11 protein-coding genes are annotated in these 15,164 nt (G+C 69.3%); 7 read left to right on the top strand and 4 right to left on the bottom strand.

Annotation, left to right across the window (positions count from 1 at the left end; translation table 11 throughout):
- Nucleotides 1-5: 5 nt before the first annotated feature.
- The 5 genes from HD842_RS23250 (at nt 6) to HD842_RS23230 (ending at nt 8,464) form a co-directional block, all read left to right on the top strand.
- Nucleotides 6-1,139 (top strand): ATP-binding protein, encoded by a 1,134-nt coding sequence (locus tag HD842_RS23250; protein WP_183558314.1) that lies wholly within the window; start codon nt 6-8, stop codon nt 1,137-1,139.
- Nucleotides 1,136-3,547, top strand: coding sequence for a DUF5682 family protein (locus tag HD842_RS23245; RefSeq protein WP_370660882.1), 2,412 nt, complete (start codon nt 1,136-1,138; stop codon nt 3,545-3,547). The genes HD842_RS23250 and HD842_RS23245 overlap by 4 nt, the downstream gene beginning before the upstream one ends.
- A complete protein-coding gene (locus tag HD842_RS23240) occupies nt 3,544-4,668 on the top strand; it encodes a VWA domain-containing protein (RefSeq protein WP_183558311.1) in 1,125 nt (374 codons plus the stop codon). The genes HD842_RS23245 and HD842_RS23240 overlap by 4 nt, the downstream gene beginning before the upstream one ends.
- Nucleotides 4,665-6,698, top strand: coding sequence for an SWIM zinc finger family protein (locus tag HD842_RS23235; RefSeq protein WP_183558309.1), 2,034 nt, complete (start codon nt 4,665-4,667; stop codon nt 6,696-6,698). The genes HD842_RS23240 and HD842_RS23235 overlap by 4 nt, the downstream gene beginning before the upstream one ends.
- Nucleotides 6,699-6,859: 161 nt before the next feature.
- A complete protein-coding gene (locus HD842_RS23230; RefSeq protein ID WP_183558306.1) occupies nt 6,860-8,464 on the top strand; it encodes a L,D-transpeptidase family protein in 1,605 nt (534 codons plus the stop codon).
- Between the two features lie 55 nt (nt 8,465-8,519).
- Here HD842_RS23230 and HD842_RS23225 read toward each other — a convergent pair whose 3' ends face one another.
- The 4 genes from HD842_RS23225 to HD842_RS23210 all read right to left on the bottom strand — a co-directional run bounded on the left by HD842_RS23225 (nt 8,520) and on the right by HD842_RS23210 (nt 11,466).
- Nucleotides 8,520-8,690 carry a hypothetical protein gene (locus HD842_RS23225; protein ID WP_183558303.1) on the bottom strand — a complete coding sequence of 57 codons (171 nt, stop codon included), beginning with the start codon at nt 8,688-8,690 and terminating at the stop codon, nt 8,520-8,522.
- Between the two features lie 131 nt (nt 8,691-8,821).
- Nucleotides 8,822-10,591 (bottom strand): PHA/PHB synthase family protein, encoded by a 1,770-nt coding sequence (locus HD842_RS23220; protein ID WP_183558300.1) that lies wholly within the window; start codon nt 10,589-10,591, stop codon nt 8,822-8,824.
- A gap of 9 nt (nt 10,592-10,600) precedes the next feature.
- Nucleotides 10,601-11,056 (bottom strand): universal stress protein, encoded by a 456-nt coding sequence (locus HD842_RS23215; RefSeq protein ID WP_183558297.1) that lies wholly within the window; start codon nt 11,054-11,056, stop codon nt 10,601-10,603.
- Nucleotides 11,053-11,466, bottom strand: a complete 414-nt coding sequence (locus HD842_RS23210; RefSeq protein WP_183558294.1) for an Hsp20/alpha crystallin family protein — start codon at nt 11,464-11,466, stop codon at nt 11,053-11,055. The genes HD842_RS23215 and HD842_RS23210 overlap by 4 nt, the downstream gene beginning before the upstream one ends.
- Before the next feature lie 272 nt (nt 11,467-11,738).
- Between HD842_RS23210 and HD842_RS23205 the strand changes: the two genes are divergently transcribed.
- A complete protein-coding gene (locus HD842_RS23205; RefSeq protein WP_183558292.1) occupies nt 11,739-12,566 on the top strand; it encodes a universal stress protein in 828 nt (275 codons plus the stop codon).
- Entirely contained in the window at nt 12,566-15,046 is a 2,481-nt protein-coding gene (locus tag HD842_RS23200; RefSeq protein ID WP_183558290.1) for a cation-translocating P-type ATPase, read from the top strand. Before HD842_RS23205 ends, HD842_RS23200 begins: the two co-directional genes overlap by 1 nt.
- Nucleotides 15,047-15,164 lie beyond the last annotated feature (118 nt).

The raw sequence follows: 15,164 nt of genomic DNA, 5'->3' as shown, positions 1-15,164 counted from the left end.
ACACGATGACCATCAAAGACACCAAACAACCGAAGACCAGCGCCAGCGCGCTCCTCCAACGCCCGCCGGCCGAACTGCTGTACGCGGACCAGCTCGCGCAACTGGCCGCGCGCGATGGCAACGTCAAGCCGCCCGGCTGGGGCTTGAGCATGCGCGCGGCGCGCAGCTTCATCCTGGGCGACGCGTCGCTCGGCATCTCGGCCAAGATCGTCGCGCCCGTCTCGAGCATCGAGCGCATGCTCGTCACGCTGGCCACCGGGCGCGGCCTGATGCTCGTGGGCGAGCCGGGCACGGCCAAATCGCTGCTGTCCGAGCTGCTCGCCTGCGCCGTCTCCGGCGTGTCGACGCTGACGATCCAGGGCGGCGCGTCGATCACCGAAGACCAGATCAAGTATGGCTGGAACTACGCGCTCTTGATCAACGAAGGGCCGTCGCCACGGGCGCTGGTGCCGGCGCCGCTGTACCTCGGCATGCAGCAGGGCCGGATCGTGCGCTTCGAAGAGATCACGCGCGCGCCCCTCGAGGTGCAGGACTGCCTGCTGGGCATGCTGTCCGACCGCGTCATGGCCGTGCCCGAACTGGGGGGCGCCGATGGCATGCTGTACGCCCGCGAAGGCTTCAACATCATCGCCACGGCCAATACGCGTGACCGGGGCGTGAACGAAATGAGTGCAGCGCTCAAGCGCCGCTTCGATTTCGAGACCGTGTTCCCGATCCTCGACTTCGAGCGCGAGCTGACCCTGGTGGCCGATTCGGCCGCCCTGCTGCTGGCCCGCAGCGGCATCCCCACGACGCTGCCGCCGCAGGTGCTCGAACTGCTGGTGAGCACCTTCCGCGACCTGCGCGGCGCGCAGGATGGCCATGCGGCGCCAGGCAGCGGGCCGGCAATGGACCGCCTCAGCGCCGTCATGTCGACCGCTGAAGCGGTCAATGTGGCGCATGCGGTGGGCATCCGCGCCTGGTATCTCGAGGGGCGCGAGGGTAACCCGGCCGACGTGGTCGACTGCATCGCCGGCACGGTGGTCAAGGACAATGCCGACGACCATGCCAAGCTGCGCCGCTACTTCGAGCAAAAGGTCGCCAAGCGCTCGGGCGAGCACTGGCGCGCGTACTACGACGCCCGGCACCGCCTGCCGTGATCCGGCAAGCCGACGCCACAGCCCACGCGCCGTCGATCATCGGCGTGCGCCACCACAGCCCGGCCTGCGCCAGGCTGGTGGCGGCGCGCATCCGCGCCGTCCGACCTGCGTATGTGCTGATCGAGGGCCCGGCCGACTTCAACCTGCGGCTCGATGAACTGGCGCTGCCGCACCGGCTGCCCATCGCCATCTACAGCTATCTGTCGGACGGCGAGAACCAGCATGGCTCGTGGTCGCCGTTCGCCGAACACTCGCCCGAATGGCAAGCGTTGTGGGTCGGGCGCGCACTGGATGCGCAGGTGCGCTTCATCGACCTGCCGGCCTGGCACGATGCGTTTTCCGAGACGCTCAACCGCTACGCCGACATCGACGGCGCCGACCAGGAAGCGCGCGCGCACGCCTACCTCGATGGCCTGGCCGAAGCGCTGGGCACCGAGGGCCGCGATGCGCTGTGGGACCAGCTGTTCGAGGACCACGCCGACCTGGACCTGCTCGAGTCCAGCCTGACGCAGTATTTCGCGCATCTGCGCAACGACGATCCCGGCTCGATCGGCAACGCCGCGCGCGAAGCGATGATGGCGCAGTGGATCGGCTGGGCGATGGCGCAGGGACACGGCCCGGTGCTGGTCGTGTGCGGCGGCTACCATGCGCCGGCGCTGGCGCGTCTGTGGCCGGCGGCGCATGCGGGCTACCGGCCGGGTGACCCTGAACCGGCCACCCCGGCGCCTGGCGGCGCGACGCCGATTGATGTTCGACACGGGTCGTTTCTCGTGCCCTACACCTTCAAGCGGCTGGACGCGTTTTCGGGCTACGCCTCGGGCATGCCGTCGCCGACGTATTACGACTGGGTGTGGCAGCACGGCCTCGAAGGCGCCGGACGCCAGTTGCTGCAACGGGTGCTGGAACGCCTGCGCGCGAAAAAGTTGCCGGCGTCGACCGCAGACCTGATGGCCGTGCATCTGCGCGCCCATGGCCTGGCCATGCTGCGCGGCCACCGCACCCCGCTGCGGAGCGATTGGCTCGATGCGCTGGCCGGCACGCTGGTGGCCGATGCGCTGGACGTGCCGCTGCCGTGGACCTACCGCGGCCCCATCCGCGCCGGCACCGATCCGGTGCTCGTGCAGACGATGGACGTGCTGGCTGGCGACGGCGCCGGTGCGCTGGCGCCGGGCACACCGCAGCCGCCGCTGGTCGCCTCGTTCCTGGCCGAGCTGGCCGCTGCCGGCTTGCCGCTGCAACGTCAACCGGTCGACGTCGAGCTGGACCTGCACACGCCGGAGGACCGGCGGCGCAGCCAGGTGCTGCACCGGATCGCCCTGCTCGACCTGCCGGGCTTCGTGCGCAAGAGCGGGCCGGGCTGGGCGCTGGCGGGCCAGTCGAGCGAGTGCTGGACCATCAGTCAGCCGTTTGCGCAGACGGCCGCGCTGATCGAGGCGGGCGCCTGGGGCGCGACGCTGCTGGACGCCGCCCGCGCCAGGCTGGAAGACCGCCTGCGCAGCGCCGGCCGGCAGATCGATGCACTGACGCGCCTGCTCGACCGCGCCGCTTTTGCCGGCCTGCCCGGGCTAAGTACGGCGGTGCTGGCCGAACTGCAGGCAGCCGTGGCCGAGGAAGCGCGCTTCGAGCCGCTGGGCACGGCCGTCGGCACGCTGTTCATGCTGCTGCGTCACGGGCACATGCTCGGCATGGCCGATGCGCCGGTGCTGCGGGTCGTGATCGAGGCCGGGGTCGACCGCGCCCTGTGGCTGCTTGAGCCGCCTGCCGCCGTGCCGGCGGGCCAGGTGGACGAGCACATCGCGGCGCTGGTGGCGCTACGCCAGATCGCACTCGACGTGATCAGCAGCCGGCGCGAAGAGGCAGGCAGCGTGCTGTCGATCGACGTGCCGCGCATGCTGGCGGTGTTCGAACGCAAGGCTGCCAGCGTGGCGTCCGCCCCGCTCAGCCGTGGCGGCGCACTGGGCGCGGTGATCGGCCTGCGCGCCCACGACGGTGAAGCCGCCGCGCCGCTCGCCGCACTGGCGCTCAACGTGCTCGACAGCCTGACACCGGCGCAACTGGGCGACGCCGTCAGCGGCTTGCTGGCGCTGGCGCGCGACGCGCTGCTGCACGAGACGCACTTTGTCGCCGGGCTGGACGCCCGCATCCAGCGCCTGGCCGACGACGAATTCGTCAGCGCCCTGCCCGCCCTGCGCGCCGCGTTCGGCTGGCTGCCCACGCGCGAGCGGGGCGACCTGGCGTCGCAGGTGCTGGGCCTGCACGACGCGACGCACCTGTCCCGCCACGACCTGACTGCGCGCCATGGCGCCTGGGCCGCCGAGGATGTCGCCGCTCACCGCCTGGCCGAGCAGCAGGCGCTGGCTGCCCTGGCCGCATGGGGCATCGCGTTTGCGCCCGGAGCACCCGCATGACCCTCCAGATTCCCCTGCCTCTCGAACGCTGGCGCCTGATACTGGGCGAAGCCGCCGAATCCGCCTGCGGCGCGCTGGACGCCCAAGCCGCCGAGGCCGACGCCGCGCTCGAATGGCTGTACGGTCGCGATCCCGATCGCGGCGAGCGCGATGAACGCGGCGCCGGCCTCGACCCGTCGAGCCTCAGCACGCCCGACTGGATCAACAGCATCCACACGCTGTTTCCGAAGGAAGTGATCGAGCGGCTGGAGACGGACGCGGTCGAGCGCTTCGGCATCGACGAGGTCGTGACCAACCTGGAGGTGCTGAGCCGCATCACGCCATCCGAATCGCTGCTGCGCGCGGTCCTGCACACCAAGCATCTGATGAATCCCGAGGTGCTTGGCGCGGCGCGCAAGCTCGTGGCCGAGGTCGTGCGGCGCATCATGGAACAGCTCGATACAGAGGTGCGCCGGGCATTCAGCGGCACGCGCGACCGGCGCCAGCGCAGCCAGCTGAAGATCGCCAGCAACTTCGACTTCAAGCGCACCGTCGCCGACAATCTGCAGCGCTGGGATCCGGCACGCCAGCGCCTGTATGTCGAGCGGCCCGTGTTCATGAGCCGCAGCCGGCGTCACGCGCAGCCGTGGGACATCATCCTGCTGATCGACCAGAGCGGCTCGATGGTGAGCTCGGTAATCCACAGCGCCGTGATGGCGGCCTGCCTGTGGAACCTGCCCGGCATGCGCACACGCCTGGTCGCGTTCGACACGGCCGTGGTCGACCTGACGTCCAGCGTCGCCGACCCGGTCGAGCTGTTGATGAAGGTCCAGCTGGGCGGCGGCACCGACATCGCCCATGCCGTGGCCTACGCTCAAGGCCTGATCAGCAATCCGACCCGCAGCGTGGTCGTGCTGGTCAGCGACTTCTACGAAGGCGGCAGCGAGTTCGATCTGGTGCGGCGGGTCAAGGCGCTGGTTGCGGGCGGCACCAGGGTGCTGGGTCTGGCGGCGCTCGACAGCGGGGCCGATCCTGCCTTCGACCGGGCGATGGCCGGGCGGCTGGTCGATGCCGGCGCCCAGGTCGGCGCCATGACGCCCGGCGAGCTGGCGAGCTGGCTGGCGGAGAAACTGAAAGCATGACGATGGTGCGCACCGATCTGATGGAACTGGGCCCGGACGCCCTGACGGCGCTGGCCAACCCGGGGTTTGTCAAGCGCGCGCAGAAGGATGTCGCCGCCGGCGCGCTGCCGGCCCTGCGCCAGGATCCCGACGGCACCGTGCACGCGCTGTTTGCCGATGCGGTGCAGACCAGCATGCCGCCCGGGGTCGCGCTGCGCGACGCCGCCTGCAACTGCAGCGCAAGCGGCATGTGCCGGCATCGCGTGATGCTCGTGCTGGCCTACCAGGCCGAGCATGCCGGCGCCCCGGGTGCTGCAGACGATGCGGCCGGGGCGCAGCCCGACCGCTGGAATCCGGCCGACTTCGACGACGCCGCGCTCGCTGCCGCCTGCACGCCCAGGGTGCTCGAGCAGGCGCGCAAGCTGGCCCTGGAACGGCCTGCTGCCACCATCGTGCTGGCAGGCGCTGCCGGCAGCGTGCCTGCGGCCCACCTGCCCATGAGCCAGGTGCGCTTCTTTTCCAGTACCAGCCTGGCGTTGGCGCGCTGCGACTGCCAGCAAGGCACGGCCTGCGCCCACGTCGTCCTGGCCTGCTGGGCCTTCCGGCAAGCGCGGCAAACGCATCCCGGCCTGAACGAGGTGACGCTGGTGGTCGCGCCGTCTGGCGTGGCGGCGCCCGAGGCCGCCGTCGGCCTGATGGACACGGCGGCGGCGCACCACGCCCGCGCGCTGGTGCTCGACTGGCTGTGGTCGCTATGGCGCGAAGGCGCGGCGCAGCCCCTGCCGGGCCTGGAAGCACGTTACGAAGCCGCACTGGCCGCGCTGACGCAGCTGGGCTGGACCTGGGTGCGCGAGGATCTCGATACCGTCTGGCGCATCGTGCAAGCGCTGGCGCAGCGCTCGAATCGCTTCGGCATGGCCGACCTGGTCGACGCCAGCGCCAGCCTGCACGCACGCCTGCAGGGCGCGGCCCATGCGGACGCGACACCCGGCGCGCGCATGCCCGCCAGCCAGATCCTGGGCCTCGGCCAGCAGGGCGAAGTGGCGCTCGATCTGCTGCGCCTGGTGTCACTGGGCGTGACGTGCTGGCGCGATGACGCGGGCGTTGGTGCGAGCATCGTGTTCGCCGATCCCGATACCCAGGCGGCCTGCACCCTGGAACGCACCTGGCCGCGTGGCGACGATGCGCAGGACGACGCCGAGCTGCTGCTGAACCGGCGCATCGCGGGCCATCCGCTCAGGCAGCTGGGGGCTGGCCAGGTCGTGACCCGGGCCGCGAAACGGCGCGCCAACGCCAGTGTCGAACTGGGTTCGCAGGCCCGGCAAACAAGCGTGCTGGCGCTGTCGCCGAAGGCGTGGGATGACCTGCGCGCGCCGCTGCGCTTCGACAGCCTGCGCGCGCTGCAGCAGCACCTGCGCAGCCGTGCGCCGGCTGGCATCCGGTCGGGCCAGGCAGGCAGCAACTGGCATGTGGTCGACGTACGCGACATGACGCTCGCGGGGTGGGCCTGGGATGGCGTGCAGCAGACGCTGTTTGCGCAGTGGGAAGACGCCGGTGAGCCCATCCTGCGCACCAGGCTCGCTTATCAGAGCGTGACCCCGGGCGCCGTCGATGCGCTGGCGCGGGCGCTGGCTGGCGAATGGGGCGCCGTGCACGCCATCGCCGGGCCCGTGTCGTGCGAGGGCGGCGGCGTGGCCATCCAGCCGACCGGCGTGCTGACCGACCAGCGCGCGATCGTCCTGGCGCTTGAACCCAGCGCGCCACACCCGATGCCGGTGCGCGACATGCCGGTCGAGGCCGATCCCGGCCAGGCCTTGCTGCGCATGACGTTCACGTTGCTGGAGCAGGTCGCGCGCCAGGGGTTGCGGCATATGCCGCCGTCGCTGCAGCGGCGCGCGCTGACACAGGCGACAGAGCTCGACGAGGCGGGCTACGCCGAGGTGGCCCGCCTGCTGCGCGCCGCGCTGGCAGACCAGCGCGATGCCGACCGCCTGGCGACGCTGTCGGCACTGGGTGGTTTGCTGCGCGCACTGCTGAACCAGGGCGCGTGACGACCGTGCCGCAGGCCACGGCGGGGAGCGTCGTTGCGTGACGACGTCGGCGCTACGGCGACCCATCGGATTGATGCAGATCAACGACTGCCATACGCCGCAGGGTGTAATTTTGATGCCTGTCACATCACCCCTTCATCACAGCGCATGCATCACACCCCATGGTAGTTCCCCGCCTGACCTGGCCCGCCAAAGCACATGGCGGCGCCGCGCATCTCCTCCTGCTCTTGCTGCTTCAGGCTGCCACGAGTTCCGCCGCATTTGCCCGTGATGTCGTCGCGGGCGCCGACGTCACGACGCCGGCGCCCGCGATCGGTCCGTGTGTTCCGGTCGTCTCAACTGCGGCATCCTGGCTGTCCGGCGCGCAGGGACTGGCGCCGCTGGCACTGCAACTGCTGCGCGCAGCGCCCGAGCACGGGCTCGACGTGCGCCGCTATCAGGTGGACGAACTGACCCGGCGACTGGCCGGCCCCGAAGGCGCATCGGCAGCATTCGTGCGCGACCTCGACCGCGCAATGGTGCAGTACCTGTGCGATCTGCACGGGGGCCGCGCGGCCTGGGCCAGCCGGGTTGCCGCAGCGCCCGACACCGGTTTCGACCCGCGTCAGCGCCTGGCCACTGTGCGCGACGCGCAAGGGCTGGCACAGGCCATCGACGCCGCTGCGCCCGCCATTCCGCTGTATGGCAGGGTCAAGGCGGCGCTGGCACAGTACCGCGAATTGTCTCGGGCAGCGCCGGACTGGCCCGCGCTGCCGCCGGTCGCACGGGCCGCCATCCACCCCGGCGAGCCCTACGCCGGCGCAGCCGTGCTGCATGCGCGGCTCCAGTTACTGGGTGATCTGGACGCGCAGGCGCCCATGAGCAGTGACGGCATCTATACGCCGGCACTGGCTGGCGCAGTACGCCGTTTCCAGGCGCGGCACGGGCTGGATGAAGACGGCGTACTGGGCGCTGGGACGGTCACGGCCCTGTCGGTGCCGCCCGCGCATCGCATCGCCCAGCTGGCGCTGACGCTCGAACGCCTGCGCTGGCTGCCACCGCCGCCGGCGCACGGACGCGTCGTCGTCGTGAACGTGCCCACCTACCGCTTGTGGACCTTCGATGCCAGGGACAATTTTGCGGCGCCGGCACTGGAAATGCGCGTGATCGTCGGCGCGCGCGGCCGTACGCCCACGCCGCTTTTCATCGGAGAAATGCGCTACCTGGAATTCGCGCCTTACTGGAATGTTCCTGCCAGCATCCAGAAGAATGAAATCCTCCCGAAGCTGGTGCGCAATCCTGCCTATCTGCAGCAAAATGACATGGAACTGGTGGGATCGGACGGGCGCGTGCTGCAGCTTGGCGCCGGCGATACGGCAAGCCGCCTGCGGGCCGGTGGCGCCAGGATCAGGCAGCGCCCCGGTTCACGCAATGTGCTGGGCGACGTCAAGTTTGCACTGCCCAACCCGATGAATATCTATTTGCATTCGACGTCGGCCAGGGAACTGTTCCAGCGCACGCACCGCGACCTGAGCCATGGCTGCATCCGCGTCGAACAACCGGCCGAGCTCGCGCAATTCGTGCTGGCCGACTCGCAGCAGTGGAGCGGTGCACAGGTGACGGCCGCCATGAGTGCGGGCAAGAACCGCTTCGTCAAGCTGGCCGCGCCGGTGCCCGTCGTGCTGTTCTATGCAACGGCCCTGGTCGATCATCAGGGCCGGGTCTTGTTTGCACCCGACATCTACGGGCGCGATGCCGCGCTGATCGCGGCGCTGCAGCTGGAGTAAGGGCCACGCCGCCGTGGCGCGGCGCCCTGCACCTTCTTGTTTCGCCTGACCAGCATCACACCACGGCGACTGCGTCGCTCACGGGTTCGCTGTCGATAATCTCCTGCTTGACGGACGACGAGGTGGTGTCCACCGGTGCCTGCGCCGCAGCACCGTGGACGGCGGCGGCCTGCGCCAGCAGCGCGTAGAAGACCGCGTTCATGCGGCGCAGTTTTTTGGTATCCATAGGGGCTCCTTGGTTGATGGGTGAGCGCCATTTAATTGGCAGTCATGGCATGCAGTGTGCCGAGATGGGCACGCAATTTGAATGATGCACGTCAAAACCTGCCGTTACCGTACTCCATCGGTGAACCGTGCCTACCGCACCAGCACGTAATGGCCCGGCGCATCGTCCAGCACCGCGTCCGGGTCGACCGGCGTTACAGCGGTTGCGGCAAGCTGCGCGGTGGCATGGCTGCGCAGCCAGTGCTCCCAGGCCGGCCACCACGAGCCGGACTGCTGCGGCGCCGCGGCGCACCAGGCGTCGGGATCGAGATAGCGCCCGTCATGGGCACGCGTGGCGATCTGGTAGCCGTGCCCGCCGTTTGCGAGCGGCGGGTTAACGACACCGGCATTGTGCCCGCCATCCGTCAGGCAGAACGTCAGCTCGGTATCGGCCAGCAGGTGCAGCTTGTAGACTGACAGCCAGGGCGCGACCGTGTCGCGCCGGGTCCCGAGCACGAACATGGGCAAGTGCAGGTCGGACAGCGCAACCGGACTGCCGCCCACGCGGTAGCGGCCCTGCGCCAGATCGTTGTCGAGATACAGGCTGCGCAGGTACTCGCTTTGCTGCCGGTACGGCATCCGGGTGGCATCGGCATTCCAGGCCGCCAGGTCGCTGGTGACGCGCCGGCCCTTCCCCATCAGATAATTCTGCACCATGCGCGACCAGACCATGTCCTTCGCATTGAGCAGCGCAAACGCGCCTTCCATCTGCGTGCCGTCGAGATAGCCTTTGCCGGCCATGACGTTGTCGAGGAAATTCAGCTGGCTCTCGTCGATGAACAGGCCCAGTTCGCCCGGCTCGGTGAAGTCGACCTGCGCCGCCAGCAATGTCAGGCTGACCAGGCGCTCGTCGCGCTCGCCACCCTCGCGCGCCATGGCGGCCGCGGCAATTGCCAGCAGCGTGCCGCCCAGGCAGTAGCCGAGCGCCTGGATGCCATACCCGGGGCGCCGCGCGGCGACCTGGTCGATGGCCGCCATCACGCCCAACTGCAGATAGTCGTCCATCCCCAGATCGCGATCGGCCGCGTCCGGATTTTTCCAGGAAATCATGAAGACGGTGTGGCCCTGGCCAACCAGGTAGCGCACCAGGGAATTGGCCGGCGACAGGTCGAGAATGTAGTATTTCATGATCCATGGCGGCACCATCAGGACCGGCTCGGCGCAGACGGTAGGGGTCGCCGGCTCATACTCGATCAGCTCGATAAGACGGTTGCGGTATACCACCTTGCCGGGTGTCAGGGCCACGCCCCGGCCGGGCTCGAACCCCGTTGGCGCCGTCGCGGCGGCGCCGCTCGCGTCCTCGAGCGCATTGTGCCACCCCATGACCAGATTCATGCCGCCGGAACGCCAGGTTTCCTTGAGCACGACCGGATTCGTCGGCAAGAAATTGGATGGCGAGAACATGTCGAGCGCCTGGCGCACGGCAAAGGTCCATAGCTGCTCGTGATGCCGCGTCACCCCGGGTACGCCGGTGGTGGCGTTGTACCACCACTGCTGCTCGAACAGGAACGCCTGGTGAATCAGGTTGAACGGCCACGCCTGCCATTCGGGCGCGGCGAAACGGCGGTCTTGCGGCAGCGGGGTGATGCAGGGTGCGCCGTTCTGATGCGCACTTGCGGCGGCACTTGCCGCCAGGCGCAGCAACTTGCGCTGCGCCTTGATGACGAGTTCGCGCTGCTTGTCGGGCGAGCCGGCCAGGTGCACCAGCCAGTCCGTGGCGGCCGCTGCCAGCGAGGCCGGGGACAGGCCCTGCGTCCACCAGGCGAGCTGGGCGTACAGCGCGCGGTCGAGCTCGCGCACCGGCGTCTCGCCAGGGGTGGCGGCCCCGGTCGCAGGCTGGGATGGCAGATCCGAAATGCGCATATCCTTCTCTCAGCGAAACAGTAGAACAGGCAGATGCGCGTGCTCGATCACCCGCGCCGTCTGGCTTGCCAGAATGTGCTCGCTGGCGCCGTGGCGGCCATGCGAGCTCATGCAGATCAGGTCAGCGTGATGGTCGAGCGCGGCGCGCACGATTTCACGCCACGGTTCGGCGCCGGTCAAGACCTGGCACTCGCACGGCACGCCCAGCGTGTGCGCCGTCTCGGCCACGTTCTGCAGGATGCGGCCGGCGTGGATGCGCTTGGCGCCAGCTGCATCGGCATCCGTCACGACATGCACGGCGATGACAGCCGCGCCAGTGCCGGCGGCATACGCCAGGCAGGTGCGCGCCAGGGGCGTCATCGACAATGAGCCATCGACCGGTAACAGGATGCGCCGGAACATGGGCTGGTGTTCAGGCGCCGCATGCGCAGGCAAGGTCGGCACGTGCAGGACGTCCGGGGTCACGCGATCGCCAGCGGCGTGCCGCTGCCGCCCGCTTTCTTGGGCAGTTCCAGCTGCAGGACGCCATCCTTGAATTCGGCCCGGGCCGCAACATCATCGACCGCTTGCGGCAGTGTGAAGCTGCGGTAGAACTGGCCCCAGGCGCGTTCGGCGCAGATGGTGGTGGCGCCTTCATGCGTGTTCTGCGATGACGTGTCGGCACTGATCGACACGTGGTTGCCGTCGATATTGACCTTGATGTCTTCTTTTTTCACGCCCGGCAGGTCGGCCTTGACGCGATAGCCGTCGCCGCTCTCGGTGACGTCGATGCGCACGCGCGGCGCCAGGTCGGCAAAGAAGTCATCGAAGGTGCGAAACGGATCGGCACGCAGCATGCGTGCGACGGGATCGAAACGGGTCATGGAATGGGACATGGTCATTCTCCGGAGGATAGTATCTGCGCCTGCCGTCAACGGGTCGTCGGGCATCGAATTAATCCTAGTCGTGCTGGCGCAAACACCGATATGACATGCATCAAAAATCGTGGCGACGCGAAGCCTGACGGAGGTTCTTCGCCGTGTCCCGCCCGGCAAGTTTGATGCAAGTCAAATTCGGTGAAACCGGTTGCACCAAGCGCAAACGTCGCGCTGGACTGACCGCCACGACGCGCCGTACGCTGGCTGTCACGGCCATCCGGAGGTGCATCATGTGCTACAAGACCATCGTCGTTCACGTCGACCATTCGCCCCATGCCGGGGCGCGCATACGGTACGCAGCGCAACTGGCCGCGCGCTGTGGCGCACACCTCGTCGGCAGCGCATTTTCCGGCATCTCGCGCTACGCCGAGGCCGGCAGCACCATGCTGCTGACCCGGCAGCACGAACGCCGGGGCAACCACGACCACGACCACGACACCGCACTGGCACGCTTCGACGCCATCGCCGCTGCCGCGGGCGTGGCCAGTCACGAGCGGCGCTATGCCGATGACGAGCCGGCTGGCGGACTGGCACTGCAAGGCCGTTACGCCGACCTCGTCATCGTCAGCCAGACCGACCTCGACGATCCGGCGGCGGCCCATCTGGCCGGGCCCGTGCCGGCGCAGGTAGTCCAGGGCAGCGCCCGCCCGGTGCTGGTGCTTCCCCATGTACGCCGGCACGAGACGATCGGCGGGCGCATCATGCTGGCATGGGATGGCAGCCTGCAGGCAACGCGCGCCGTCGCCGGCGCCATGCCGTTGCTGCGCGATGCCGGCCTGGTCGCAATTGTCCTGTTCCAGCCGTTCGAGGCGACCGGGCGCGAGCCGGGCACCGATCTCGCGCTGTATCTGGCCCGCCAGGGCGTGCGCTGCGAGGTGCACGTCGAACCGTCACCGATCGACGACGGCGCCGCCTTGCTGGCCTGCACGGATTGCCTCGACGCCGACCTGATCGTGATGGGCGCCTACGGGCGGCCGCGCCTGCGCGAGCTGGTGCTGGGGGGCGTCACGGAAACGCTGCTGGACCGCATGACGGTGCCAGTGCTGATGGCGCACTGATGGCCGCCGACCTGACGGCCGATGGCTTGAGCGCCGCCGAGGCCGCGCACCGCATCGCCATGGACGGGCCAAACACTCTGGCCGAGACCGAGCGCCGCAACTGGCGCCGCATCGTTGCCGACAGCGCCCGCGAGCCGATGTTCCTGCTGCTCGTGGGCGCGGCCCTGCTGTACCTGGCGCTGGGCCAGCTCGACGAAGGGCTGCTGCTGTGCCTGATGGTCGCCGTCAGCCTTGGCCTGGCCCTGTACCAGGAAGGCAAGACCGAGCGCGCACTGGCCGCGCTGCGCGACCTGGCCAGTCCGCGCGCGCACGTGCTGCGCGACGGCTGCTGGCACGTGATCGACAGCGCTGGGATCGTCGCTGGCGACCTCGTCGCCGTGCACGAAGGCGACCGTGTGCCGGCCGATGCCCACGTGCTCAACAGCACCGGACTGCAAGCCGACGAATCGCTGCTGACGGGCGAATCGATGCCGGTCGACAAAGATGCAACGGCCATGCTGTTTGCCGGATCCCTGGTGCTGCAGGGCCACGCGATCGCCCGCGTGGCCGCTACCGGCGGGCGCAGCCAGCTGGGCCGGATTGCCGCGTCACTGCGGTCGCTGCGGCCCGCGCCGTCCCCGCTGCAGCGCCAGAGCGCTGCGCTGGCGCGTGCCTTTGCCGTGCTGGGCATGGCGTTCAGCGTCGTCCTGGTGCTGGTCTATGGCCTCATGCGCGGCGACTGGCTGCAAGCCGTACTGGCCGGCATCGCGCTGGCCATGTCGATGCTGCCGGAGGAACTCGCAATCGTGATGACCGTGTTCCCCGCGATCGGCGCCTGGCGCCTGTCGCGGCAGCAGGTGTTGGTGCGGCGCCTGCCGGCAATTGAAACGCTGGGCGCCATCTCGGTACTGTGCGTCGACAAGACCGGCACGCTGACGGCCAACCGGATGGACATCGTGGCGCTGTACGCGCACGGCGCGCGCCATGCGGTGATCGAGGAATCCCTACCGGCGGCGCTGGCGCCGCTGCTTGAAACAGCCGTGCTGGCCAGCACTGCGACGGGCCCCGACCCGATCGACCGGGCCGTCCAGCGACTCGGCGCGGCGAACCTGGCGCCGACGCAGCGCCATCCGGACTGGTCGCTCGTACACGAATTCGGCGTGAGGGCGCAGCAACGGGCACTGGTGCAGGTGTGGCAGCGCCCCGATGGCGTCCTGATCGCTGCGGCCAAGGGCGCACCGGAAACCGTGCTGGGGTGGTGCAATCCTGATGCCGATGCCGATGCCGGGGCTAGTGCCGGGCTGCTGGCTGCGGCGTCATCCATGGCGCAGGACGGCCTGCGCATGCTGGCGGTGGCGCAGGCCACCCTGCCCGGCGCCAGCTGGCCCGCCCGCGCTGCCGAGATCCCGTTCGTGCCATCGGGTTTGCTGGCCCTGGCCGACCCGCTGCGGCCCGAGATCCCCGCTTGCGTCTCCCGCTGCGCCGGGGCCGGCATCCGGGTGGTGATGATCACGGGCGACCATCCGGACACGGCGCGCGCCATCGCGCGGCAGGCTGGGCTGGCCGACACACCGGTCCTCACCGGCGCAGCGCTCGACGCACTCGACGATGCCGCGCTGGACGCGCGCATCGGTGCACTCAGTATTTGCGCGCGCATTGCCCCGATGCAGAAACTGCGCCTGGTCCAGGCGTTCGCACGGGGTAGCGCCACGGTCGGCATGACGGGGGACGGCGTCAATGACGCACCGGCACTCAAGGCCGCCCACGTGGGCATCGCCATGGGCGGGCGCGGTACCGACGTGGCGCGCGAGGCGGCGGCGCTGGTGCTGCTGGACGACCGCTTCGCGTCGATCGTCGATGCCATCGGCGCCGGCCGCCGCATCCACGACAACCTGCGCAAGTCGATCCGCTATGTCATTTCGATGCACGCGCCGATCGCCGGCATGGCTATCCTGCCGATCCTCGTTGGCTGGCCGCCCCTGCTGTTTCCGATGCACATCGTGTTCATGGAATTGATCATCGATCCCGCCTGCACGCTGGTGTTCGAAAACGAGCCGGCGGCACCCGGTGCGATGCTGCGCCCGCCGCGTGATGCGCAGGCGCCGCTGTTTACGCCCGGTGCCCTGGCCCGCACGCTGGCCATGGGCCTCGGCCCCCTGCTGGGGGTGGCCCTGGCGTATGGCTGGGCACTGGGCGCACTGGCGCCGGCGCAGGCACGTGCCTTTGGCTTTACCACGCTGGTGTTTGCCAACCTGTCGCTGATCCTGGTCAACCGCGCAGCGGGCGCAAGCCTGCTCGACTCCCTGCGCCAGCCCAACCGGATCCTCTGGCTGGTCGTGGCCGCGGCCCTGGGCCTGCTGGCCCTGGCGCTGTACGTGCCGTGGCTGGCGGCGGTGTTTCAGTTTGCGGTGCTGGCGCCGGCACTGGTCGCTGGCGCGGGCGTCGTTGGTCTGGCCAGCGCGCTGGTGCCGGCGCTGTTGATGCGGCGGCATGGGCACTGACCAGCTCGCTGCACGTACAGATTTAGGTCAATATCCAGTCAGTATTTTTTTGATGCAAATCAAAAATTAATAAAATATGTGACCTCTTCGGCAGCTTGGTCTCGACGCGGTGTCCTGA

Source organism: Massilia aurea (assembly GCF_014200505.1).
Lineage (GTDB): Bacteria > Pseudomonadota > Gammaproteobacteria > Burkholderiales > Burkholderiaceae_D > Telluria > Telluria aurea_B.
This window is presented reverse-complemented; position numbering and strand designations above follow the sequence as displayed.

What these genes read in the sequence shown, in the direction of transcription:
- HD842_RS23225 (WP_183558303.1), bottom strand. Translation starts at nt 8,690, where the DNA reads ATGGATACCAAAAAACTGCGCCGCATGAACGCGGTCTTCTACGCGCTG.
- HD842_RS23230 (WP_183558306.1), top strand. Translation starts at nt 6,860, where the DNA reads ATGGTAGTTCCCCGCCTGACCTGGCCCGCCAAAGCACATGGCGGCGCC.
- HD842_RS23200 (WP_183558290.1), top strand. Translation starts at nt 12,566, where the DNA reads ATGGCCGCCGACCTGACGGCCGATGGCTTGAGCGCCGCCGAGGCCGCG.
- HD842_RS23240 (WP_183558311.1), top strand. Translation starts at nt 3,544, where the DNA reads ATGACCCTCCAGATTCCCCTGCCTCTCGAACGCTGGCGCCTGATACTG.
- HD842_RS23235 (WP_183558309.1), top strand. Translation starts at nt 4,665, where the DNA reads ATGACGATGGTGCGCACCGATCTGATGGAACTGGGCCCGGACGCCCTG.
- HD842_RS23250 (WP_183558314.1), top strand. Translation starts at nt 6, where the DNA reads ATGACCATCAAAGACACCAAACAACCGAAGACCAGCGCCAGCGCGCTC.
- HD842_RS23210 (WP_183558294.1), bottom strand. Translation starts at nt 11,466, where the DNA reads ATGTCCCATTCCATGACCCGTTTCGATCCCGTCGCACGCATGCTGCGT.
- HD842_RS23205 (WP_183558292.1), top strand. Translation starts at nt 11,739, where the DNA reads ATGTGCTACAAGACCATCGTCGTTCACGTCGACCATTCGCCCCATGCC.
- HD842_RS23220 (WP_183558300.1), bottom strand. Translation starts at nt 10,591, where the DNA reads ATGCGCATTTCGGATCTGCCATCCCAGCCTGCGACCGGGGCCGCCACC.